Here is a 20710-nt window from a genome sequence, read left to right as displayed (position 1 = left end):
ATATGTGGGCCGAAGCCGGAACGGAGTATGGCATTCAATCATTAAGATGAAGTATAGTTTCGACACCTGCAAAATCGACCTTCGGCACTTTTTACGCTTCGTGCGTTACCTCGGTGGTCGCACCCCGAAGATAATCACCAACCAGCAGAAAATAATCCGCCACCCCTGCCAGCACCTGCAGATCGCGCTGAGATATCATCCTCTCACCAAATTACACTCGAACGAACCGTAACAATCAAAAATATCAAACGAACGTTAAAACCAACGAACTGCGCCTTTGGCGCGGTCGTCAACTGTCCTTGCCATGCGCGCCCTCGTGTTTGTGCAGTCTGAACCGGGACCGGTCAGCCGGTCAAGGCCGCTTTGCAAGCTCGCGCCGCAAGCGGTTCGGGCGCGATAGAGCGCCCTCTGCCCTGACCGTCCGCCCGGCCCGGTTCTCCTGGACCGCACACGAGGGACATCGCTGGCAAGGGCCAGCCGCCTCCTGAGTGATGAAATGAAAACAGGAGACTGAATATGGCGGGATCAATGAATCGCGTCACCCTGATCGGAAACCTCGGTCAAGACCCCGAAATCCGCATCACCCAGTCGGGCGGGAAAGTCGCCTCGATGTCGCTGGCGACGAGCGAAAGCTGGACCGACAAGCACAGCGGCGACCGGCAGGAACGCACCGAATGGCACCGGATCGTGGTGTGGAACGAGGGCCTGATCGGGGTGATCGAGAAATACTGCGCGAAGGGTGACAAGGTGCTGGTGGAAGGCACGCTGCGAACCCGGAAATGGGTCGATCAGAACGAGAACGAACGCTACACGACCGAAATCGTCCTGAGCGGCTACGACAGTCAGCTGATCCTGCTTGGCTCACCGGACCGCGCTGGCCAACAGGGCAGCGAGCGCGCCGCAGCACCCCGTCAGCGCGAGACCGCCGGAGCCACAGGTGGCTTCACACCGGGTGCGGGTGCCGATCTCGACGACGAGATCCCGTTTTAGGCTCATCCGTCCACTGACCCATGCAGAGCGGGCGATCGGCCACACGCCGATCGCCCGTGCGTTCCCCTCTCTTCCCCCGACCTCGACAGGAGACACCCATGGCTCACGCCATCGCACCAGGTTTCGTGACCGAAGCCGAAATACGGCATCTCGCCAATCTGCTGAACGTCAACCGCTACCCCGACCATCACGTCATCATGTCGTGGGGCGAACAGCGCATCACCGCCGGCGATCTGCGTCGGTTCTGCACCACCGCCATGATCGGCGCCCGCCTGATCGAGAACAGCGCAGATTTCGCGTTCGCCTACGGCTTCACCACCTCCGGGCGCTCCACTGCCGACGCCGACTGATTCTCCCCGGCCGGGTGATGCCCGGCGGTAACCCCTGAAAGGAACTAACCGATGCCCTGCACCATTACCCTCTCGACCATCCCAGGCCGTAAGACCCCCTTCGGCATGACCCTCGCGCTGATGGGAAAATCCCTTGATCGCAAGACGATCGAGGTGGTCGGCACCGTCAACGACATAAAAAGCGCGGTGGCCGATTTCGGAAAATCGGTTCACCAAACCCACCCCGATGAATCCTTCTACATCTCGGTCTCGATCGCCAAAGGCTGCCGGAAGCCCAATGGCTACGACGCGGCACAGAAGAGGCACGAATTGGGACAGGAAACCTACATGAAAATGGAGGAGCTCGAGCGATGCCCCGCCACCAGCTGATCGAAGATATCGAGGCGATCTGTGCCCGCAACAAGGATGAGGGGTTCAATATCGCTTGCGACATCCTCGCTGAACTCGGTCTGCATGCCCTGACCGACCAGGCGCTCGAAACTCTCGCTGAACGCTGCCGTTACGAGTTCGGCAGCGGCGGTATGATGGCCGTACCATCGGCGCTTCAGATGTCTCTCGATATCTGAAGTGCCTTCATCCGCACCCTCCGATGTGATAGGAGAGACCATGCCTGATTCACCTGTTGAAAAACAAAGCCCCCCAGACTACCCTCATGAAATGGAAACCCGGGTTGCCATCCTCGAGCACTCGACCGCGGAACTGAAATACGAGATCCGCGAGGTCAAGGCTATGGTTCGCGACTTGGCCACGGAAATGCGCGAAGGATTTCGCGCGATCGCTACCAAGTTCGATGCGTCCGATAAAGCCATTGCCACCAAGTTCGATGCGACTGACAAGTCGATCTCCGACCTTCGCGTCGAAGTTCAATCAGTTCGGACCGAACTGCATACAGAAGTCCAGTCCGTTCGGACTGAATTGCAAACGGGGTTGAATTCCAACCTCCGATGGACTGTTGGCAGCATCCTGGGCTTCGGAACGCTTGGCCTCGCCATCATCGGCCTGCTTCTCAAATTTCACTGATCCGATGATCCGTCCCTTCCGGGGCTGATCCCAACCACATCCTACACCCTCTGCGACGGATTGAACCGGACAGGCTGGCCTGATCCGGCCATTGTCGCATGCCCGAAAGGTCAATCCCATGCTTCGCCAATACTTCGCGTCCCGCTTCATGGGCGGGAACAACCCGCTGCGCATCGGCACCATTGCCGTCGGCAACATCTACTACATTCAGGATGATGGCTGGTGGCGCGATCGCTATCGCGGCGCACCGATGTGCCGAAGCCCCTGGATCGTCGAAGCCTTCCTCAATGGCGTCTACACCGCAGCCCGCCGTAATCCCGACACCGGCCGATGGGAGAATCTCTACATCGTCGGCCGCTCGGACCTCGCAATCGTCCGATCCCTCCGCACCGGCAGACGGCAGACCGTCACCGTCCGCGTTCTCCAACTTGCCGACGACGAAGGGCATCACCGGGTATGGCCCACCTATCCCGATCATCCCGCCGCTCACCTGGTCGAGCGCTTTCTCAACCGCGGGTATCGCCGCCACTCGCTCAGGAAAGCGGCATGAGCGGCGCATCGGAACTCCCAATCATCACCGGCATGGGGGAAATTCTAGAGCTTCCCGACCGGGAGAAGCTCGCTCAGCAGCCGATTGGGGAACCGCCGCTTCTGCACGATGGCGTAGAACGTCTCCGTGACCTCGGGTATCCGGCAGTGCTCGATGAGGACACCCGCCTCAAGCTCGTCGCGGACGACAATTGGAGGCACGAGGGTCACGCCCTCTCGTTCACGGGCGAGCAGACGCAGCATCGCCATGTCGTCGACTTCGGCCAGGATAATGGGTCTTATCCCGGCTAGCTCGAGCACCCGATCGAAGGCGACGCGAATATCGCTGTCCAGGCTCGGCAAAAGAATTGGTTCCGACCGGAGATCATCGGGAAATTTGAACTTGCGGCGATCGGGACGCGGATGGCCAACGAGACTCACGGGCTGCTCGTTGAGCAAATGGTTGCGCAAAGACGAGCGAGCGTCGCGCGGCGCGGCGCTGTTGGCCAGGACCACGTCGATGGCGTGCGCCTCCAATTGCGTGAGCAGATCGCGAATGTTGCCTGAGCGGACGATCAATTCGACATCCGATCGGCCGACCAAGGGCCGGAGGAATTCGAGCTGGAAATTTCGCGAGAGCGTCGTTAGCGCGCCGACGCTGAGAACCTGACGGGTAGCCAGCGGCTGTCCCCGCAGGGTGCTCATGAGTTCGTCGCCGGCCTTGAACACCGTGTCGGCGTATTCGAGCGCGATCTGGCCAGCTTCCGTCAAAATAAGCTTCCTGCCGACGCGCTCAAAAAGCGGATGGCTCATCTGGTGCTCAAGCTTCTGAATTTGAACAGAAAGAGCCGACTGGGACAGGTTCATGCGCTTGGCCGCCCGCGTGAGGCTGCCATCGTGAGCCACCACCCAGAAGTAGCGTAGGTGATTGTAGTTCAGGTCTCTCATATCGTTCTATTAAAACGAACGGCTTCGTCGAAACAATGAATTATTTTTGGATTTCGTGATCGGGTACGAACGCCCCCGAACAGTCATTGTCTTTGAAGGGGGCTCTCGTGCAGCATTTCCTCGCGCCGCTGTTGGCGCCCGTTCCGCTGCTTCTCGCCGGAGCAATCGGCTTCCTCGATCGTGGTCGGCGGCCGAAACTCACCCCCTTACTGGCCGAAACCGCTTCGCTCCTCGCGTTGCTTGCGGCGATCTTGTCAGCCGGGGGCCTGATCCTCTTCGGCGCCGTCGAAAGTCCCGTGCTCGGGTTCAAAGGACTCGGTCCTTCGGTCAGGCTCGACGCCGTCAGCGCGACCATGTTGGTGCTGGTGACGTTCGTCGGCTGGATCGTCGTCCGCTACGCGCGGACCTACCTGGACGGCGAAGCGCGCCAAGGCGCCTTCACCGGGTGGCTTTGCCTGACATTGGCGTCCGTGGCGCTGCTCGTGACCGCCGGCAATCTGTTCCAGCTGGTGATCGCCTGGATCGCCACCAGCCTGTTTCTGCACAGGCTGCTGCTGTTCTATCCGCAGCGCATCGCCGCGCAGCGGGCCGCGCGGAAGAAGTTCATCACCGCGCGGCTTGGCGATGCCGCGCTCCTCGGTGGCGCGTTCTTGCTGGCCGCCGCTTACGGGACGTCCGACGTTGGGGCCATTCTTGCCGCTGCGAAATTGGGTTTAGGTGGAGGGCTCGCCATCGCCGCTGCCGGCTTACTGGCGATCGCCGCAGTGCTGAAGTCGGCCCAGTTTCCCGCCCACGGCTGGCTCACCGAGGTGATGGAGACGCCGACGCCGGTATCGGCGCTCCTCCACGCCGGCGTGATCAATGCCGGCGGCTTTCTGCTGATCCGCTTTGCCGACGTAATGCTGCTGGCGCCCGGCGTGCTTGCCGCGCTGGTCATGATTGGCGGGTTCACCGCGCTGTTCGGCAGTCTGGTCATGCTGACCCAGCCTGCGGTCAAGACCTCGCTCGCCTGGTCGACGGTGGCCCAGATGGGGTTCATGATCTTCGAGTGCGGCCTGGCGCTCTTCCCGCTGGCGCTGCTGCACATCGTCGCCCACTCGCTCTACAAGGCGCACTCCTTCCTCGCCTCCGGCGGCGCTGTTGAGCGCGTGGCTGCGATCCGCAGGCCCGGACCGGTCGCCGTGCCAAAGGCCGGCGCCGTGGCGCGCGCCTTTCTGTCGGCGCTCGCCATCTATGTCCTTGTCGGGGCTTGCTTCGGCTTCGAACGCAAGTCACCTCAGGCGATCGCGCTCGGCGCCATATTGATCTTCGGCGTCGCCTACATGCTGGCGCAAGGGTTCGCCGATGCGGCGCCCAGGGCGCTGACACGGCGCACGGCCGTCTATGCCGTGGCGACCTCGGTCGGCTACTTCGCCCTTCAATGGGCGGCGACCTCGATCACCGCGAATGTCCTGCCGTCGCCGCCGGCGCCTGGTCCGCTCGAGTGGGCGCTGATCGCACTGACGGCCTCAAGCTTCGGCATCGTCGCCATCGTGCAGGCCATGTTTCCCCTCTGGGCCAACCACCCCGCGGCCGCTGGCTTGCGCGTGCATCTTTCGAACGGACTTTACGCCAACGCGGTCTTCGACCGGCTGATCGGTGCCTGGTCCATCCGCAGCCCGTCCTAACCTGCCAGGAAAGCAATCATGACCACGGACATCCTCTCGACCTGGCCCGCCCCGCAAGCGTTGACGCTGGCCATGGATCGCGCCGCCCGCGCGGTGCCGCCAGCCTGGCCTCTGGCTTCCAGCGTCGCGGTCAATCCGTTTCTTGGGCAAACCGACGAACCCCTCACCAAGGTCGGCGCGCGGCTCGCAAGGGTCGCTGGCGCCGCCGTAACCATGCCCCGGAACTGGTATGTTCAGAAAATCGGAACGGGCGCGATCAGCGATGCTGATCTCGATGCGGCAATCGCGAACGCGCCAATCGGGTCGATGGCAGTCGATGTCTCGGCTCTCAAAGCCGAGGCCAGCGTAGCAACGCCGCCGCCAAAAGCTCTTGCGACCATCGCCGATCTTGCTGCGCGCGCATCTGGCGTTGATTGGCCTGGGATCATCGCCGAACGCTTCGGAGCCTGGGCCGCCGGCTATTTCGATGAAGGACAGGCGCTGTGGCGCGCACCGAGAGGCAAGAGCGCCTATGCCGCCTGGCGGGCAATCGCCACCCACGACCTCACTCCCGAAATCGCCGGGCTGTCCAACTTCGCCCTTCATGTAACGGAGGCCCCGGAAACCGCTCCGGCGGTGGTCGAACGGATCGTGGCCCGGCTAGGATTGGAGGCGGACGCCGCTGAGACCTACTTCCACCAGATGCTCATGACGCTCGGCGGCTGGGCGCAGTACGCCCGCTACGCGCTATGGCAGGCCGAACTCGCCGGGGGCGCGGATGAGACAATCACCGATTTTCTTGCCATCCGGCTGATCTGGGAAGAAGCGCTCTTTCTGCGCTACGGCGCCGTGATCGCCGATGCTTGGGCCAGCGTGCGGACGGCACATGCGGCGCCCGTTGCGCCGACACGCGATGGCACCATCGACGCCATCCTGCAGGAGGCCGCCGAACGTTCCGCGCAGCGGGCTTTGGCGCAGTTACTGGCGGGAGACGCACCGCAAGCGCTCAATGACCGCCCCGCGCTCCAGGCCGCATTTTGCATCGATGTTCGTTCGGAGGTGTTCCGCCGGGCGCTGGAAAGCCTCGATCCCCGGATCCAGACTATGGGCTTCGCGGGCTTTTTCGGTTTGACCACCGCGCACCGGCGTTTCGCCTCGGACGTAGAAGAAAGGCGCCTGCCGGTTCTGCTCAATCCCGCGCTCAGGTCGTGCTCTGGCGGAGCCGACGTCCATGCAAAGGACCAGGCCTCGCGGTTCAAGGCACGCGCAAAGCGCGCCTGGGGCCGGTTCAAGCTCGCCGCCGTCTCATCTTTCGCCTTCGTCGAGGCGACAGGTCCCGTCTATGTAGGCAAGCTCCTTACCGATGCGTTGGGCCTGCGGGACGCTCGACCGCCAAGCGACCCGCCGCCTCGGCTTGATCCGGCATTAGATGCGGCGGCCAAGATCAAGACCGCGGAGACCGTGCTTCGGGCGATGTCCCTGACCCGCGATTTCGCGCGGCTGGTGCTGCTGGCCGGTCACGGCGCCAACGTCGTCAACAATCCTCATGCCAGCGCCCTGCATTGCGGAGCCTGCGGCGGCTATTCCGGAGAGGTCAACGCTCGGCTGCTGGCCTCGCTGCTGAACGATGCTGAAGTGAGAGAGGGGCTCTCGCGGAATGGAGTCGAAATTCCGGACGACACGCTGTTCGTGGCGGCGCTCCACGACACCACCACGGACGACGTTACCCTCTATCACGAGGATCATCCCTTCGCCGACCACAGGGTCGACTTCGAGCAAGCGAGAACCTGGCTGGCTTCGGCGGGTAAGATCGCCCGGACCGAACGCGCCCTTCGCTTGCCGCGGGCCGCAAGCGAGGCCGCTCTTCATCGCAGGAGCCGCGACTGGTCCGAGATCCGACCCGAATGGGCGCTCGCCGGATGCCAAGCCTTCATCGCCGCCCCGCGCAGGCGGACGGTCGGCAAGAGTCTGCAAGGCCGGGCCTTCTTGCATGACTACGATTGGAAGCAGGACAAGAGCTTCGGCGTTCTCGAGCTGATCCTGACGGCTCCGGTCGTCGTGGCGAGCTGGATCAGCCTGCAGTACTATGGCTCGACCGTCGCGCCGGATGTTTTCGGGGGCGGCAACAAGCTCTTGCACAACATCACCGGCGGGATCGGTGTGGTTGAGGGCAATGGCGGGCTTTTGCGCGTCGGCCTGCCCTGGCAATCGGTGCATGACGGCGAGCGCTATGCGCACGATCCGCTGCGCCTGACAGTCTGCATCGAGGCGCCGCGCCAAGCGATGTCGGAGCTCCTTAGCCGGCACGCCGGCGTTCGCGCCTTGTTCGACAATGGCTGGCTGCACCTGTTCGCCTTGGACGAGGCTGGGCGCATGGCCTGGCGTTATGCGGGCGATCTCAAATGGTCGGCGACGGGAGACCGCGACGCCTCTCACGCATCGCTGCCTCTAGAAATGGCGGTCTGACGCCATGCCCCGCCAGCCCTTCGGCGTCAATTCCGGTCGGGAGCCAAGGTCATGACCCGAGCCCCAAACCATCTTGCCGCGTTGGAATCAGAGGCAATCCACATCATCCGTGAAGTGGTTGCAGAGGCGCGAAAGCCGGTGATGCTGTTCTCGGCCGGAAAGGACTCGACGGTGATGGCGCATCTCGCCATCCGCGCCTTCTATCCGGGTACGCCACCATTTCCCTTGCTCCACGTCGACTCGACCTGGGAATTCCGATCGCTGATCGAATTTCGAGACGCTTTCGCCAGCAAGCACGGCCGATCATGTGGTCACAGGCTTGAGCAACCGGCTTGCGATCAGACGACGGCAGATCCCGGGCAATGCGATGGATGCAATCCCTAGGCGGCGATGCGCCAAATTATCATAGGAGTGAGGCCAATGGTTGAAAGTGTAGTAGAAGGTACTTCTGAGCATGACCCTCAGTTCGAGGCTGACGCGCACATTGCTTTCATCCTCGAACATACCGGCATGAGTGATTGGTTGAAGACGGCTTTGCAGGAGGCATTGCCGCTCGACCCCATAGCCGTGCTCAACGACCTCGAAATCCTCAATCTCGTTCTGCGGAAACGGTCAGAGGCCCTGATTACCGGGATGTTTGCTAAGTAGGTTCCGATCAGAGCCAACAGGACACCCCAGGAACCAGGCCAAACCCCATGCTGATCGCTGAGTTATGAACCTGCCATTACGTGAGATAAGGCTGAGCAGGCCGGCTTGCCCGGGTGGACCGCTGGTTAACCGGGCGACAGAGCGACCATGACCTCGTTCCGGCACATGAACCAAGGCGTCCAAGGCGGATTGTATTGGGCTAGCGTAACCGGTCCGATTGGCTGAAAATGATGAAATCTGACTGCGTCAAGAAGTTCCGCGTCTTTGGCTTCGACTTCGCTTCTGCGCGCTAAGCCTGAGAAACGCAGCACCGCGACACGGGTCGCCGGCAGCGAACGCAATATCACTCGCGGATCGTTGGGCTCGGGAAGCATCTCGATTGTCGTGAAGGCGCTCGGCATGGTGAACATAATGGAACAAACCATGACCGCATGCGCCTTCGACGCGGTCGTCAACTGTTCTTGCCATGCGCGCCCTCGTGTTTGTGCGGTCTGAACCGGGACCGGCCAGCCGGTCAAGGCCGCTCGCCAGGGCTCGCGCCGCCCAAGAGCGGTTCGGGCGCGATAGAGCGCCCTCTGCCCTGACCGTCCGCCCGGCCCGGTTCTCCTGGACCGCACACGAGGGACGTCGCTGGCAAGGGCCAGCCGCCTCCTGAGTGATGAAATGAAAACAGGAGACTGAATATGGCTGGATCAATGAATCGCGTCACCCTGATCGGAAACCTCGGTCAGACCCCCGAAATCCGCAGCACCCAGTCGGGCGGGAAAGTCGCCTCGATGTCGCTGGCGACGAGCGAAAGCTGGATCGACAAGCACAGCGGCGACCGGCAGGAACGCACCGAATGGCACCGGATCGTGGTGTGGAACGAGGGCCTGATCGGGGTGATCGAGAAATACTGCGCGAAGGGTGACAAGGTGCTGGTGGAAGGCACGCTGCGAACCCGGAAATGGGTCGATCAGGCTGGGGCCGAACGCTACACGACCGAAATCGTCCTGAGTGGCTTCGACAGTCAGCTGATCCTCCTCGGCTCGCCGAACCGCGCTGGCCAACAGGGCAGCGAGCGCGCCGCAACCCCCCGTCCGCGCGAGACCGCCGGGGTCATGGGTGGCTTCACACCCGGCGCAGGTGCCGATCTCGACGATGAAATCCCGTTCGCCCCGTGCGTCGACTGAAATTCAGACCAGACGCCCCGGTGCGACCGGGGCGTCTTTTCATTGGAGAACTGTCATGGTCATCGACCTGCGGACCATCGCACAGCGGTGGTCACACCGCAGCACAACCTGGCGACCGCAGCGCGAGCCGTTCGACCCGCGCTGCTACGAGGTAGCCCCCCTGCCCCACACAAGGGTCGCCAAGGATTTCGTCCTGGCTCACCACTACTCTGGCACCTTCCCCGTCGCCCTGGCCTGCTACGGGCTTTTCGAACGTACCGGTTGGCAGCAACCATTGCTGGTCGGCGTCGTGGTCTTCTCCGTTCCCGTCCAGGCGAAAGCCGCCGCAGCCTATGGTGCCGGGACAACTCCCTTCTGCGACCTCGGCCGCTTCCTCCTCGCCGACCGCGTCGGCGGCAATGCCGAAACCTGGACGCTCCGCCGCGCGCTGAAACTGCTCGCGGCCGAGCATCAGGACGAGCACCGCCGACCGAAATACCCCCTCGTTCTGGCATATTCCGATCCGGTGCCGCGCACGGATGCCCGCGGCACCGTCCGCTTCAACGGCCATTACGGGGGGATTTACCGAGAAAAATCGGCTCTCTACCTCGGTCGCGCCACCGAACGCCGGATCTGGCTCGCGCCTGACGGCACGAGCCTCTCCGATCGCGCCCTGTCCAAACTGCGCACCGGCGGCAACGGTGCCGCCTATACCTACGAGCAACTCCGTCATCACGGCGCGCCGATCCGGGCGATCGGCGAACCCGACGCCGCCTACGTGAGCCGCGCGCTGCGCGAGGGGCCATTCCGGGCCGTGCAACATCCCGGCAACCACGTCTACGCCTTCACCCTCGGCTCACATGCCAGCCGCAAATCCCTCGCAGCCACGCTCCGCGCCGGCGGCCCCTACCCCACCCACACCGACCCGATGAACACCATCGGCCCATGATCCGACACATGAAAGGAGAGGAACATGGCCGTGCTCAAACCCCGCGACGAATTCGACTGCGAGGGCTTCAGATGCGTCATCACCCGCACGAAAGGGAATCGCCCCTCAGGTATCGATCTCGATCACCTTGGCTTTGTGTACGACGAACGCGGCCGGTATTGGTCGCGCATCGTTGTCGATACCCCGAAGCTTCAGGTCGAGGAACGCCAGCACCGAGACCATCTGGAGCGGATCGAGCGCCACTACCACGACCCGGTATGATCAGGCCGCGGCCCGATCGTCCGAGCCGCCCGCGTCACTCACCGCGCCGGCCTGGGTTGCCCCGCCAGCATCCACCGCATCGGCAGCTTTGCCCGCCTCGGCACCACGCACTTCGGTTGCGTCAGCCGCTTCTGCTGAACCCTCGCCGGCGTCATTCGCCTGGTCACTCTCTGCGGATCGACACGCGTTGTCGGCATCGATCCGCGCGCGCCGGCGCGCGCGCCGGGCGGCAAGCACCGCCCCGGCTGCCTTCCGCTCCGCCTCACTGACCTCACCGGCAATCTCACCCTCGAGGTCATAGCGCGGACCACCCCGCGCCAGTGCGGCAAGATAGCTCGATGTCCTCGTGACCCGCACCAGCACAAGGTCCGCCTGCTCTTCGGTCAGCCCAACCTCGGCTCGCATTGTCTTGAGCCGATCGCCCGTCCCGATCGCCAGCGGCTTGGCTGGACGCGCGACGAGCACGGGATAGCGGGCCGCAACGATGTCGAGCAGCTCGCTCGCCTCGTTCCATTTATCCCGATCGAGCGTCCGCCACTGCCACGCCATCGTCACCTCACCTCATCAAACGGGTCCGGCCATACGCGTCGGAACCTGCAATCTCCCGATTTCTGCACACCACACGATCAGCCGCAAGAGCGGGCCGATCACAGACCTGACCAGTCTTCGGGCGATCACCCCCACAACGCCCAACGATTTCGACAACCACCAATCTCCGATGACCCGGTCTCCCTGATCGCGCCGACGCGCGCCTGAAGGAGTGGAGAGCGCCGCCCTCCCCTCCATGAAGCGCAGCCTACAGCGGGGCAGCGTCGCTCACCGCGCCGGGGCAAAGCCCCGCGCGCTCGCAACCCGGCTCCGCCCGCCTGCGCTTCACCCACCCCTCCCGCATCTCGCCGCGTGGCGTCCGCCGAAAGGCGTGACCGCCTTTCGTCGATGAACCCAGACCAGGAGCTTCGCCATGATCTCAACCACCGACACCACCAGATATCCACCCCTGCCCGGCCAGCGATCCGACAACCGGCGGGGCAACCGTGACAACGACGCCAGTGAAGTCGATCTGCTGCGGCGAACCGTCTCCTGTGCCCTCATCCTCGAACGCGAAGGATGGCAGATCGATCCCGCCGAAAGTTCCCGACGCGCCGTGAAATACCGCCGCGGCTCCGGCGAAATCCTGATCGTCAACCATGACGACAAGGGCTGGTGGAACCCACTCGGAGCGGAGAAAGGCGATTGCTTCACCCTGATCCAGTTCCTCCATCCGGATCGCAACTTCGGCCATGTCCGCCAGACGCTCCGCGCGATCGCCGGCATCGCCCCGTCAGGACCGGTCGCTGTCGCCGGCTCAACGGCGGATCGGATCGAGACGATCTCTCCATTGATCCGCTGGCAGGCGAAGCCCTCGCTGCGCCCCTCGACGAAAGCCTGGGGCTATCTCACCCGCGAACGGCATCTGCCCGCCACCATGCTCGCCGCTGCCGCGGCACAGGATTGCATCCGGGCCGGCGGGTTCGGCTGCGCCTGGTTCGCCCATCGGGACCACGAGGGCAGATTGACCGGCATCGAGGCGCGCGGCCCGGGTTACCGGGGAGTTCTCCGCGGCGGACAGAAGAGCCTATTCCGGTTCGCGCCCGGCGGCACGACCGGATATCCCCGGCGGGTCGCGGTGACCGAAGCACCGATCGACGCCTTGAGCCTCGCCGCCCTTGAGCCAAGCCGGACGGACACGATCTATGTCGCCACCACCGGCGGGCTGGGGCCGGGCACCGTCACCGCCCTTTGTCAGCTGGTCGGGGAGCTAGGATCCGCCGGCGGCACTCTGGTCATCGCCACCGATGCCGATGCGGCCGGGGATCACCATGCCGCACGGATCGAGGCGACGATCACATCGATCGCCGTAACCATCGAACGGTTGCGGCCGCCCGGCGCAGCAAAGGACTGGAACGAAGCCCTGACGAGAACCCGCGTGGAATGATTTGCCCCGCGCGGATGACGAGGCCAATGGCGATCACAGCCTTCACGGCCGCAACCGCCTCATTCCTCATGCATTGCCCTCAGTCGTTATCGCCGCGGCTTCGATTTCCACCGGCTCGACCAAACCAGGACCATCGGTTACCGTGCGATTGACCGCGCAGGAGACGGGCCACGCGTCCATCACTCCTGCCGTGTTTCGCTCGAGAATACCGGACGGATCCCCCGAAACCTCGCCAAGCCAGATCGACCAATCCGCCTCGCCGATCACCAGCGGCGCCCGAGTATGGATATCCGCGAGCGATTCAGGTGCCGGCGTGGTGATGATCGCCAGCGACAGTTCCACCGGAAAATCCCGATGGGGCCGGCGTAACGAGATGATCCCGCCCAGCGTGATCGGCTCGGCGTCAGTGCGGCCGAGCGCATAGGGTTGCTTCAGGCCGGGAGCGACCGGTTTCCATTCATACCAGCAGCGCACCGGCACCAGACAGCGGCGCGATTTGAACGAGCTGCCGAATAGCTTGCTTGCCGCCACGGTCTCCGCTTTGGCATTGATCGGTTTGATCCGCGCGAGTTCGGCAACCTTCTCCCAGGGTGCCACGAAGCCCCACTCCGGCATGCAGAACTGCCGCTCGCGACCGTCGCCTTGGTGTACCGCAATGACACTCTGACCGGGTGAGACGTTCCATCGCAATGAGCGAGGAATTTTCGCACCGGGGGTGCCAATCAGGCGATCCAGCGATCCGTCAGGGAAGCTCTGGGCGATCCTGCCGCACATTAGGAATCGGTCTCAGCGGCAGGTTCGCCGCCACCCGATACCGCGTTGGCATGAAACGTGGCACGGATCTGATCGAACAGCGGCGGGTTGTTGTTGCGCACCCCCTGGCCGTCGATCAGGTCAAGACGGATCAGGCGCTGGCGGATCGCGGAGAGGCTCCTGCCGCATCTTACGCTGATGGTCCTTGGCTTCTCGTTGAAGAGAAACCCCTCATAGAGAATGCGGTCCTCGGCCTCGGTCCAGCGATGACCGAGCCCAGCGGGTTTGGTGCCGTCCAGCGCCATTGAAACACCTCATCGTAAACAAACCACGTCATATAGCAGACCACCGATACACCGCCGCTTAGGCGGACAGTGAATATTGACAGGCAATCGGGCCGATTCATTCACCTGACCCCGACCAGTCAATCAGAGTCCATGTCCGCCTGCCACGGCCCTGCCCGTCCCGGCAAGGGTGAAGGCCGCATAGGGCGGCCCGCGCGCCGGTAGAGGCGCGCGCCCTTGCCCGGCCGGTCAGGCCGCGGCCGCGCGATGGTTGTCTTCAGGAAGAAGATAACCCCATGATCAAGGATCAGAAAATGAGCAGCACCTACAATGTGGTCGCGCTACACCCGACACCGACCGCCCTCCTTGCGTCCCACGTCGGTCGGAATAACAAAGCACCCATCGTCCGCACGACGGAGGCCTTTCGCGCCATGCTGGATGCGCCAGAATCGCCTGCCGAACTGGCGCTGCTTCGCCTGATCCGTGCCGACGTCTCCAACAGCGCGCTGGCCGGATATATCACCTGGTCGCTCGACGCGGTGTGCAACACCATCGTCATCCGCCAGTGGCCATCCTGTCGGGTGCTGGATCTCGTGCCCTTCCCGATCGACAAGCTCGATCAGGTCGGCCGCACGCTTCGCTTCGCGGGGCGGATCACGGCCGAGACCGCGACGCTCGGCATCGCCGACGATCCGGATCCGGCCCTGAAGGATGAAACCGGCCGTCGGATCGGATCACGCGTCGGCGTGTTCCCCTGATCGGGCCACACGTCGCCACCGAGCCCGGTCCCATTCCAGCATTCCGTCCGGGCAAGGCTGAACTGCTCCCGGACGGAATGGAGACCGAATACTCGCCGGTCGTATCGACGCGTCCATACTGGACGCATTGAACAACGTCTTTCCCGGCACAGCATTCCGGGTAGGCCACGATTGTGTCGGAGCTTCCAACGGGCAGGTCGCCGATCTCCCGGAATCGCCGGCGCAAGAAATTTTCGGAACTATTCTGACAGGACGCTACGGTTCGTTAATATATCAGACGCTACGCAATGCACGGAGCAATCATCCGTCGCAGCAAACCCTGAATGCCAGATAAACCAGCCGATCACCCGGCAGAACGGCAGTCAGCAAAGAAAAAGTTGATCGATAATCAATAACCAATAGGAAACAACATCATCACTGCCACCGGCCGGCCGGGCCGGCAAGGGTTTCGCCATGCTCGCCTGCCAAGGGGCAGGCTGCGCGTGGCTCAGTTCCCGCGGCTGGCCCCCCAAGTGGGGCCAGACCGCGCCCTTGCCCGCCCGCCCAGCCGGCGGCCGCTCGATGGGGTCTTCAAACAGAAGATGACATCGAAAGGAACACAACGATGACAGACCAAACCCGCATCAAGGTCCGCTACAGCTCGGTGGATCGCCACAGCGAGACCCGCGAGTTCGATACGATCGAACCGGCCCGGGAATACGCCCAATACTGGATTGGCCGACATCCCGAGATGGGTCGGGGCTACGCGATCAGCGGTGATGGCATCGGCAAGATCGAAGTCACCGGCACCAGCCTCGCCACCCTGTTCCCGGAGGCCGTGTGATGAGCATCGACTTCATGCCGTATGTGTTCAACGCGGCCGAAAACATCTGGCGCATCCCGGCAGGCTGCGACACCGACGATGACCGGTTCAGCATCAACATGTGCAACGCAAATGCGCTTGATGTGCTGGAGCAACTTGGTTTCCCGGAGACGAGCGTCAGCGACGTCCCGGTTCCGATCGATGACTTCCTTGATCGCACGACCCGCGCGCTGCGCGGATCGATCGATCGCCCCTCGCCCGCGATGGACGTCCGCACCAGCCAGACCGGCTACGGCATGGCGATTATCATCGGCGGGCGTGTGGAGGGCTATGTCCAGAAACGCCTGCACCAGCTTGCCGTCATGGCACGCGAAAGCCGCGCTATAGGTGCCACCCACATCGGTTGGTCATAGGAGCAGCCCAATGGAGAAAATTCATCTCACCCGGATGACAGAAGGTCTCCGGGTGCTGCGCGAGATCCAGCAGGCGGATAAACCCTTCAGCCTGGGGCTATGGTTGAGCCAACTCATCGATGCTGAATGGGAAGGAGAACCGGAACTGGATTCGGGCAACCCGAGCCATGAATGTGGCACGGTCGGCTGTGCTGTCGGCTGGATGACACAGGACCCATGGCATCAGAAGCAAGGGTTGCGGATGGGGATATTAGAAGATCATGGCATGCCGGTTCCCTTTTACCGGAATCTCTCCACTGGCGAAATAACGACAGGTTGGGATGCAATAGGCAAATATTTCGGGATATCACGGGACGAGGCCGACCACCTTTTTTACTACGACGAGGACGATGTAACGTCCCGCAGGATATCCCGAACCATCAGTGATGTGATCGAACGGTTCGATCAATTCCACCAGAAATATCAGGCGGAATACGATCGGAAAGAGGCGGTATTGGAGAATGATATCCCGTTTTAAGCCGGGCGCCAGGGGCAGCACGGGCGCCGCGCCGCATGGGTCAGGGCCAGCCGGTGGTGAGCAGGGCGCGGGTTTCTTCGACCGCGACCTGCCAGACGGCCAGCATCTCGTCATCCGGGCGCCGATAGCGACCGCCGAAATTGCCGTCGCCGATCTGGTGCCGGACGGCTTCGGGGTTGCGGCCGCCGATCTGCGGGACGGCGGGCTTGACGGAGTCGGGTGAGGGATCGTTGCCGAGCCGGGTCCAGGGAAAATTCTCCATCCAGGAGGCGTGGGTCGCGAGCGGGTCGAGAGCTAACACTTTCCCCGCTGTCAGCGGCGCATTCCACCAGTTATGGAATTTCACGCTGCAGCGTGGATGGTCTGCACCCCACTCCGCCACGAAGTCGCGTAGGACGGCATTGCCGCCGTGGCCGTTGACCAGAAGGATGCGCCGGAAGCCCTGGTGATCAAGCCCGTCCAGAATGTCGCGTACCAAAGCGAGCATGGTTTCGACCCGCAGGCTCACTGTGCCGGGGAAGGCCATGAAATAGGGCGTGATGCCATAGGTGATGGCTGGAAAGACCGGCACGCCGAGTGGTTCGGCGGCTTCCTGCGCGACCCGCTCAGCGAGGATGCTGTCGGTCGCGAGGCTCAGGAACGCATGCTGCTCGGTGCAGCCGATGGGCAGGGCCGCGCGGTCGTCCTGTTTGAGGTAGTCTTCGATCTGCAGCCAGTTGCAGTCACGAACGAGCATCGCGAAATCTCTTGTTTCCACGGCGCGAACAATACCAGGACAAGGGGGATTCCGCAACGAATTCCCGCCCCAAAGTCTGCGCGTGATCACCCCGGCGGATCATCTCTGACGGGCACCAGCCACCCGCGCGTGAGACGACAAGCACCCGGGGTGCGGCTCCCATGCCGGTCCATTGCGGTTCGGCGGCGTTGGCTTTGTCGCGACTGCCACGGGCATGGCAAGGTCAGCCAGCCGCTCGATCACGGCCCGGCGTCTCCGTCGATCCGAGACCGTCACCGACCGGTCGCGGTGTTACAGCGGTTCGGCGTCTCGCCCGCCTCGGATGACCTCCGCTCTGTCGGTGGTCCGCGCCAGCGAACCGGAGCAGCGTTCGGATTGCACCGGTGGATGCCAGCCGCATCATGCGAGACAGGCTCATCCCCCGCCAGCCCATCGCGTCCGCTCGCCCGTTACCGGCGCGGAGATCTTCAGTCGCGATCCGGGCAGCGTGGGTGCGGACTTCCCGGCCGAGCGTGGGATCCGATCTGCGGCCGTCATTGGTGATTCCGGTCAACGCGCGGAATGTGCAGGATGCGGGAGACGTCCGGGGTCTCTGCCCCGCCATCGCCGATCTCTCCGCACATCGCACGGGATCGCTGACAATTGCCTGCTTCCCGCCGCGCGAGGTGCCCGATCTAGGCCGGGCGAGACCAGCGGCAACCCCCGCTTCGCCGTCCAGGCGCGCCTGGTGCGCGCCTGTCATGACGGGCGAAGCGCCTGCGGTTCGGGCCGGCCCGTGTTGCGACGCGTATAGAACGCGTCGCTGCCCGCGCCAGCCGGCCCTCAGGGGTATGCCTCAGGTCTCTATGCCCGGCCTTCAGATCGGCACCGCGGCGGTAGAGCAGGCAAGGTGCCTGCGATCCCCCGGCTTTGTAGAGAGATCAGTCAGATGTCGAAGACGAAAACCACGAAGAACGCTCCCGCCACCACCCGCACCCCGCGCGGTGAAACGCCGATCACCCTCGAGACGATCCGGATGATCGCCCCCACGCACAATCAGGCCGACAAGATCAGCTCCACCTTCGCCCTCGATCCCGTCGACTTCGAAAGCATCCGCGCCAGCACCGAACAACAGATCGGTCTCTCGGCCCGGGCGCTGGAAGCCCATCTCGATGAAAAGGCGCTGCGGATCCACCTCGATCGCATCGTCAACGCCTTCGTCCGGTCCGCCCATGGGGCGGCCACCTTCTACAGCGCGAAGGTCAGCGACGCCCGCATGGAGACCGCCAAGCTCGCCAACGACCACCGCGACGAGGATCGCGATCCGGTTCTCGGCTTCGACAGCAGAGCAGCACGGGCCCGGGAGTTCGCGGCCAAGGCTGGCCTCAACGCCTACGCCCTCATGGCCGCCGTCACCGGAGCCATCGACGCCTACGAAACCGTCATCGGCACGGACTGGAAACCCTACTCTCCCTCGGGTGCATCGTCCCGCAACGTCCAGCGGCAGGCGGCTGACGTCGAGTTGGGTGCCTTCGGAGCCTGACCCGGACAGCCTCAGGGGCGGAGACCGCAAGGTCTCCGCCCTTTTCCTTGTCTCAGGATGGCAGTGACCGGTTCTTGCCTCACCTCACGAACGGGCAACCGGAAAGAAACGCGGGGCCAGTTTCGTCATCACCCTCCCACCAGATGCGCCCGATCACCGCCGGTTGTTCGTCCGCCAGTGCCTTGGCTCTTCTGCTGGTCTCTCAATTATAAAGCCGGCCAAGGTCGTGCTGGTTCAACCCCGCCCTTCGGGCGCCGCGCAAGAGCGCGGTTCAGCCACGCCAGCTACCGCAAGGCCAGGTTGCGGAATCCGCAGGCCCCAAGAGGCCCGCGTCTTCCGCAACCCGACCTCGCGCGCTCGCGTAGCTTCAGGGTTGAGCCACCACGAAGGCCGGCTTTCCCGCTGATCATCAGCAATTCCGCTGATGCAGAAAGGGATAACCCCGATGGTATACGTTCGCACAACTGACCGCCTGACCCGCCACGACGGCCGCCGCATGACCTCGGGCGGCTTCGAGATCGAGTATATCGAGACACGCCACACCGCCCACGGACCCGAGACGGACGTGGTCTGGAGCCGCCCCAGCCTTCCCGGAGACATCCCGGAGGATCAGATCCCCTACTGATCGAGAGGGCCGGACCCGAAAAGGGTTCGGCCCTTTTGCCGTTCCACAGCAAAATGCCCGGACCAGCAGGGAAAGGCGAGTGCAAGCTCGGTGAAGCCACCGGCTGGGGAAACAGTGTGGCTCCCTCATGACCAACCCCAATCACCGCGCCACACCACCGCCGGGAAGAAAGAAAGCAGGGAGAGGGCTGCAGGCCCTCTCCCTTAAAACGCATCCTTAGAAGTGGCAGGGCCGCGTCATCCGCAGGCCCCAAGAGGCCCGCGTCTGCCGCAGCCCGACCATTCACGCATGCATTTTATCCCTCTCCCCTGCGCTCGCCGCGAGGCAGGGGAAAAGGGGTGAACCCTTTTCCCCAATATTATCATAAGGATAGCAGAAATGAGCCTTTCGACAGAAACCGCCCCCCGCAGCCATCGCCCCTATGAAGCACAAGAACACTACCTCCGCCGCCTCGCCCGCGCCCGGTTGAAAAGATCAGAACTGCGCGAGATCGAAGCGATCTACGCCCGCCTTGATGCCGACCGCGCCGCCCATGGCCTCCCCCCGGCAGAACGCCCGGAATGGTCGCCCGTTGATATCCTCGAATGGCAGGACTTGAACGCCACCGAACGCTATCTCGACCTCGAAACCTACGCCCTCGCCGCAGATCGAGCCGCACAACCCCAGACCGAGCGCACCCCCCTCCAACCGACCCGCACCTACCGCGTTCTGAATAAAAAGACCTACGCCCGCCAACTCCCCGCCGATGCGGTCTACATCGGCAGGGGATCGAAATGGGGCAACCCGTTCGTGATCGGCCGCGATGGCAGCCGCGAGGACGTGACCGCCAAACATGAATATTGGCTCTCCCGGCAAAACGAACTCTTGCGCACGATCGACGAACTCAAAGGCCGCGATCTCGTTTGCTACTGCCCACCCCCACTCCCCTGCCATGGCCACATCCTCTTGAAACTGGCCAATGCCAGCCGCGACGACCGCATCGCATGGTGGAAGCAAATGCGGGTGGCACACTGACACCACCACGGGGCGGCATCAGCCGCCCCACCCTCCCCCAACCATGACCGGACAAGGGCGGCATCAGAGCCGCCCCTTTGCGTTCATCCGCAGGACGCCCGCACTCGCCCGGTCACAATCACCGGCAGCCCGGATCATCACATTTGCGTGAAATATACCAGCATAGCCACAGCACGGAGACCCACCAGCCGACTTTCGATTGCTCTCCGCGCAGCCCCGGCACTATGGTGCCGTCAGCGCTCACGCGCCCCGCGCCGTGCCACCCATGCCACACTGGCACGCCAGCGCCACAGCATCGCGGCCCAAGCCGATCACAGTTTACCCCCCTCACACACGGCTAACGCCCTGATCACG

The 20710-nt window shown here is 63.4% G+C and carries 26 protein-coding genes and 1 pseudogene; 21 read left to right on the top strand and 6 right to left on the bottom strand.

All coding sequences use genetic code 11. The annotated features are described in order from the left end of the window. Positions 1-516: 516 nt before the first annotated feature. The 6 genes from ssb (AruPA_RS16365) to AruPA_RS16340 all read left to right on the top strand — a co-directional run bounded on the left by ssb (AruPA_RS16365) (position 517) and on the right by AruPA_RS16340 (position 2910). The gene (ssb, locus tag AruPA_RS16365) at positions 517-990 is read left to right on the top strand and encodes a single-stranded DNA-binding protein (RefSeq protein WP_265637845.1); all 474 of its coding nucleotides are present in this window, start codon (positions 517-519) and stop codon (positions 988-990) included. A 98-nt stretch (positions 991-1088) separates the two neighbouring features. Next, entirely contained in the window at positions 1089-1340 is a 252-nt protein-coding gene (locus AruPA_RS16360; RefSeq protein ID WP_265637844.1) for a hypothetical protein, read from the top strand. 105 nt (positions 1341-1445) lie between these two features. Next, positions 1446-1709 (top strand): hypothetical protein, encoded by a 264-nt coding sequence (locus AruPA_RS16355; RefSeq protein ID WP_265637842.1) that lies wholly within the window; start codon positions 1446-1448, stop codon positions 1707-1709. Beyond that, positions 1691-1906, top strand: a complete 216-nt coding sequence (locus AruPA_RS16350) for a hypothetical protein (protein ID WP_265637841.1) — start codon at positions 1691-1693, stop codon at positions 1904-1906. Before AruPA_RS16355 ends, AruPA_RS16350 begins: the two co-directional genes overlap by 19 nt. A 40-nt stretch (positions 1907-1946) precedes the next feature. Further along, complete coding sequence (locus AruPA_RS16345; RefSeq protein WP_265637840.1) at positions 1947-2360, top strand: hypothetical protein; 414 nt, start codon at positions 1947-1949, stop codon at positions 2358-2360. A 118-nt stretch (positions 2361-2478) separates the two neighbouring features. Beyond that, positions 2479-2910 (top strand): hypothetical protein, encoded by a 432-nt coding sequence (locus AruPA_RS16340; RefSeq protein ID WP_265637839.1) that lies wholly within the window; start codon positions 2479-2481, stop codon positions 2908-2910. A gap of 44 nt (positions 2911-2954) precedes the next feature. Here AruPA_RS16340 and AruPA_RS16335 read toward each other — a convergent pair whose 3' ends face one another. After that, a complete protein-coding gene (locus AruPA_RS16335) occupies positions 2955-3836 on the bottom strand; it encodes a LysR family transcriptional regulator (protein ID WP_265637837.1) in 882 nt (293 codons plus the stop codon). Between the two features lie 107 nt (positions 3837-3943). Between AruPA_RS16335 and AruPA_RS16330 the strand changes: the two genes are divergently transcribed. The 4 genes and pseudogenes from AruPA_RS16330 (at position 3944) to AruPA_RS16315 (ending at position 8596) form a co-directional block, all read left to right on the top strand. Then, positions 3944-5503 (top strand): proton-conducting transporter membrane subunit, encoded by a 1560-nt coding sequence (locus tag AruPA_RS16330; protein WP_265637836.1) that lies wholly within the window; start codon positions 3944-3946, stop codon positions 5501-5503. 18 nt (positions 5504-5521) lie between these two features. After that, on the top strand, positions 5522-7948 hold the full coding sequence (locus AruPA_RS16325) for a YbcC family protein (RefSeq protein ID WP_265637835.1): 2427 nt from the start codon (positions 5522-5524) through the stop codon (positions 7946-7948). Positions 7949-7999: 51 nt separating this feature from the next. Further along, positions 8000-8248, top strand: a pseudogene (locus AruPA_RS16320) (phosphoadenosine phosphosulfate reductase family protein); the annotation flags it as partial. Between the two features lie 120 nt (positions 8249-8368). Then, the gene (locus AruPA_RS16315) at positions 8369-8596 is read left to right on the top strand and encodes a hypothetical protein (RefSeq protein WP_265637834.1); all 228 of its coding nucleotides are present in this window, start codon (positions 8369-8371) and stop codon (positions 8594-8596) included. A gap of 125 nt (positions 8597-8721) precedes the next feature. On the opposite strand, the gene AruPA_RS16310 is transcribed toward AruPA_RS16315, so the two are convergent. Continuing rightward, complete coding sequence (locus tag AruPA_RS16310; protein ID WP_265637833.1) at positions 8722-9114, bottom strand: heme-binding protein; 393 nt, start codon at positions 9112-9114, stop codon at positions 8722-8724. A 165-nt stretch (positions 9115-9279) separates the two neighbouring features. Here AruPA_RS16310 and ssb (AruPA_RS16305) point away from each other — a divergent pair, with 165 nt between their 5' ends. From ssb (AruPA_RS16305) to AruPA_RS16295, 3 genes are read left to right on the top strand one after another with little or no spacing between them, the layout of a single operon-like run. Further along, on the top strand, positions 9280-9768 hold the full coding sequence (gene ssb, locus AruPA_RS16305; protein ID WP_265637832.1) for a single-stranded DNA-binding protein: 489 nt from the start codon (positions 9280-9282) through the stop codon (positions 9766-9768). A gap of 55 nt (positions 9769-9823) precedes the next feature. Further along, positions 9824-10696, top strand: a complete 873-nt coding sequence (locus AruPA_RS16300) for a hypothetical protein (RefSeq protein WP_265637831.1) — start codon at positions 9824-9826, stop codon at positions 10694-10696. Positions 10697-10720: 24 nt separating this feature from the next. Continuing rightward, positions 10721-10957, top strand: coding sequence for a hypothetical protein (locus AruPA_RS16295; protein ID WP_265637830.1), 237 nt, complete (start codon positions 10721-10723; stop codon positions 10955-10957). Here AruPA_RS16295 and AruPA_RS16290 read toward each other — a convergent pair whose 3' ends face one another. Further along, on the bottom strand, positions 10958-11506 hold the full coding sequence (locus tag AruPA_RS16290; RefSeq protein WP_265637848.1) for a ProQ/FINO family protein: 549 nt from the start codon (positions 11504-11506) through the stop codon (positions 10958-10960). A gap of 412 nt (positions 11507-11918) precedes the next feature. Between AruPA_RS16290 and AruPA_RS16285 the strand changes: the two genes are divergently transcribed. Further along, the gene (locus tag AruPA_RS16285) at positions 11919-12932 is read left to right on the top strand and encodes a DUF3991 and TOPRIM domain-containing protein (protein ID WP_265637829.1); all 1014 of its coding nucleotides are present in this window, start codon (positions 11919-11921) and stop codon (positions 12930-12932) included. A gap of 66 nt (positions 12933-12998) precedes the next feature. Here AruPA_RS16285 and AruPA_RS16280 read toward each other — a convergent pair whose 3' ends face one another. Beyond that, positions 12999-13706: an SOS response-associated peptidase gene (locus tag AruPA_RS16280; RefSeq protein WP_265637828.1), complete on the bottom strand. Its 708-nt coding sequence runs from the start codon at positions 13704-13706 to the stop codon at positions 12999-13001. Beyond that, on the bottom strand, positions 13706-13990 hold the full coding sequence (locus AruPA_RS16275) for a hypothetical protein (RefSeq protein WP_265637827.1): 285 nt from the start codon (positions 13988-13990) through the stop codon (positions 13706-13708). Before AruPA_RS16275 ends, AruPA_RS16280 begins: the two co-directional genes overlap by 1 nt. A 293-nt stretch (positions 13991-14283) precedes the next feature. Between AruPA_RS16275 and AruPA_RS16270 the strand changes: the two genes are divergently transcribed. From AruPA_RS16270 to AruPA_RS16255, 4 genes are all read left to right on the top strand, one after another. After that, the gene (locus AruPA_RS16270) at positions 14284-14727 is read left to right on the top strand and encodes a hypothetical protein (protein WP_265637826.1); all 444 of its coding nucleotides are present in this window, start codon (positions 14284-14286) and stop codon (positions 14725-14727) included. Between the two features lie 604 nt (positions 14728-15331). Beyond that, positions 15332-15550 carry a hypothetical protein gene (locus AruPA_RS16265; protein WP_265637825.1) on the top strand — a complete coding sequence of 73 codons (219 nt, stop codon included), beginning with the start codon at positions 15332-15334 and terminating at the stop codon, positions 15548-15550. Further along, positions 15550-15942: a hypothetical protein gene (locus AruPA_RS16260; protein WP_265637824.1), complete on the top strand. Its 393-nt coding sequence runs from the start codon at positions 15550-15552 to the stop codon at positions 15940-15942. The genes AruPA_RS16265 and AruPA_RS16260 overlap by 1 nt, the downstream gene beginning before the upstream one ends. A 10-nt stretch (positions 15943-15952) precedes the next feature. Continuing rightward, positions 15953-16459: a hypothetical protein gene (locus tag AruPA_RS16255; RefSeq protein WP_265637822.1), complete on the top strand. Its 507-nt coding sequence runs from the start codon at positions 15953-15955 to the stop codon at positions 16457-16459. Positions 16460-16499: 40 nt separating this feature from the next. On the opposite strand, the gene AruPA_RS16250 is transcribed toward AruPA_RS16255, so the two are convergent. Then, entirely contained in the window at positions 16500-17195 is a 696-nt protein-coding gene (locus AruPA_RS16250) for a creatininase family protein (RefSeq protein WP_265637820.1), read from the bottom strand. Positions 17196-18123: 928 nt separating this feature from the next. On the opposite strand from AruPA_RS16250, the gene AruPA_RS16245 reads away from it, so the two are divergent. The 3 genes from AruPA_RS16245 to AruPA_RS16235 all read left to right on the top strand — a co-directional run bounded on the left by AruPA_RS16245 (position 18124) and on the right by AruPA_RS16235 (position 20356). Beyond that, positions 18124-18717 carry a hypothetical protein gene (locus AruPA_RS16245; protein ID WP_265637818.1) on the top strand — a complete coding sequence of 198 codons (594 nt, stop codon included), beginning with the start codon at positions 18124-18126 and terminating at the stop codon, positions 18715-18717. Positions 18718-19162: 445 nt separating this feature from the next. Continuing rightward, a complete protein-coding gene (locus tag AruPA_RS16240; protein ID WP_265637817.1) occupies positions 19163-19342 on the top strand; it encodes a hypothetical protein in 180 nt (59 codons plus the stop codon). A 378-nt stretch (positions 19343-19720) separates the two neighbouring features. Next, positions 19721-20356: a DUF4326 domain-containing protein gene (locus AruPA_RS16235; protein WP_265637816.1), complete on the top strand. Its 636-nt coding sequence runs from the start codon at positions 19721-19723 to the stop codon at positions 20354-20356. Positions 20357-20710 lie beyond the last annotated feature (354 nt).

Origin of the sequence: Acidiphilium sp. PA (genome assembly GCF_026191915.1) — a bacterium.
GTDB lineage: Bacteria > Pseudomonadota > Alphaproteobacteria > Acetobacterales > Acetobacteraceae > Acidiphilium.
Note: the sequence above shows the minus strand (reverse complement) of the source record. Positions and strands in the feature narration are given on the sequence as shown.

Bases quoted from the DNA above. Each gene is read 5' to 3' on its own strand.
- AruPA_RS16265 (WP_265637825.1), top strand. From the start codon at position 15,332: ATGACAGACCAAACCCGCATCAAGGTCCGCTACAGCTCGGTGGATCGC.
- AruPA_RS16270 (WP_265637826.1), top strand. From the start codon at position 14,284: ATGAGCAGCACCTACAATGTGGTCGCGCTACACCCGACACCGACCGCC.
- AruPA_RS16295 (WP_265637830.1), top strand. From the start codon at position 10,721: ATGGCCGTGCTCAAACCCCGCGACGAATTCGACTGCGAGGGCTTCAGA.
- ssb (WP_265637832.1), top strand. From the start codon at position 9,280: ATGGCTGGATCAATGAATCGCGTCACCCTGATCGGAAACCTCGGTCAG.
- AruPA_RS16335 (WP_265637837.1), bottom strand. From the start codon at position 3,836: ATGAGAGACCTGAACTACAATCACCTACGCTACTTCTGGGTGGTGGCT.
- AruPA_RS16355 (WP_265637842.1), top strand. From the start codon at position 1,446: ATGACCCTCGCGCTGATGGGAAAATCCCTTGATCGCAAGACGATCGAG.
- AruPA_RS16255 (WP_265637822.1), top strand. From the start codon at position 15,953: ATGGAGAAAATTCATCTCACCCGGATGACAGAAGGTCTCCGGGTGCTG.
- AruPA_RS16260 (WP_265637824.1), top strand. From the start codon at position 15,550: ATGAGCATCGACTTCATGCCGTATGTGTTCAACGCGGCCGAAAACATC.
- AruPA_RS16325 (WP_265637835.1), top strand. From the start codon at position 5,522: ATGACCACGGACATCCTCTCGACCTGGCCCGCCCCGCAAGCGTTGACG.
- AruPA_RS16345 (WP_265637840.1), top strand. From the start codon at position 1,947: ATGCCTGATTCACCTGTTGAAAAACAAAGCCCCCCAGACTACCCTCAT.
- AruPA_RS16360 (WP_265637844.1), top strand. From the start codon at position 1,089: ATGGCTCACGCCATCGCACCAGGTTTCGTGACCGAAGCCGAAATACGG.
- AruPA_RS16240 (WP_265637817.1), top strand. From the start codon at position 19,163: ATGGTATACGTTCGCACAACTGACCGCCTGACCCGCCACGACGGCCGC.
- AruPA_RS16235 (WP_265637816.1), top strand. From the start codon at position 19,721: ATGAGCCTTTCGACAGAAACCGCCCCCCGCAGCCATCGCCCCTATGAA.
- AruPA_RS16290 (WP_265637848.1), bottom strand. From the start codon at position 11,506: ATGGCGTGGCAGTGGCGGACGCTCGATCGGGATAAATGGAACGAGGCG.
- AruPA_RS16275 (WP_265637827.1), bottom strand. From the start codon at position 13,990: ATGGCGCTGGACGGCACCAAACCCGCTGGGCTCGGTCATCGCTGGACC.
- AruPA_RS16340 (WP_265637839.1), top strand. From the start codon at position 2,479: ATGCTTCGCCAATACTTCGCGTCCCGCTTCATGGGCGGGAACAACCCG.
- AruPA_RS16285 (WP_265637829.1), top strand. From the start codon at position 11,919: ATGATCTCAACCACCGACACCACCAGATATCCACCCCTGCCCGGCCAG.
- AruPA_RS16350 (WP_265637841.1), top strand. From the start codon at position 1,691: ATGCCCCGCCACCAGCTGATCGAAGATATCGAGGCGATCTGTGCCCGC.
- AruPA_RS16315 (WP_265637834.1), top strand. From the start codon at position 8,369: ATGGTTGAAAGTGTAGTAGAAGGTACTTCTGAGCATGACCCTCAGTTC.
- AruPA_RS16245 (WP_265637818.1), top strand. From the start codon at position 18,124: ATGTCGAAGACGAAAACCACGAAGAACGCTCCCGCCACCACCCGCACC.
- ssb (WP_265637845.1), top strand. From the start codon at position 517: ATGGCGGGATCAATGAATCGCGTCACCCTGATCGGAAACCTCGGTCAA.
- AruPA_RS16280 (WP_265637828.1), bottom strand. From the start codon at position 13,706: ATGTGCGGCAGGATCGCCCAGAGCTTCCCTGACGGATCGCTGGATCGC.
- AruPA_RS16250 (WP_265637820.1), bottom strand. From the start codon at position 17,195: ATGCTCGTTCGTGACTGCAACTGGCTGCAGATCGAAGACTACCTCAAA.
- AruPA_RS16300 (WP_265637831.1), top strand. From the start codon at position 9,824: ATGGTCATCGACCTGCGGACCATCGCACAGCGGTGGTCACACCGCAGC.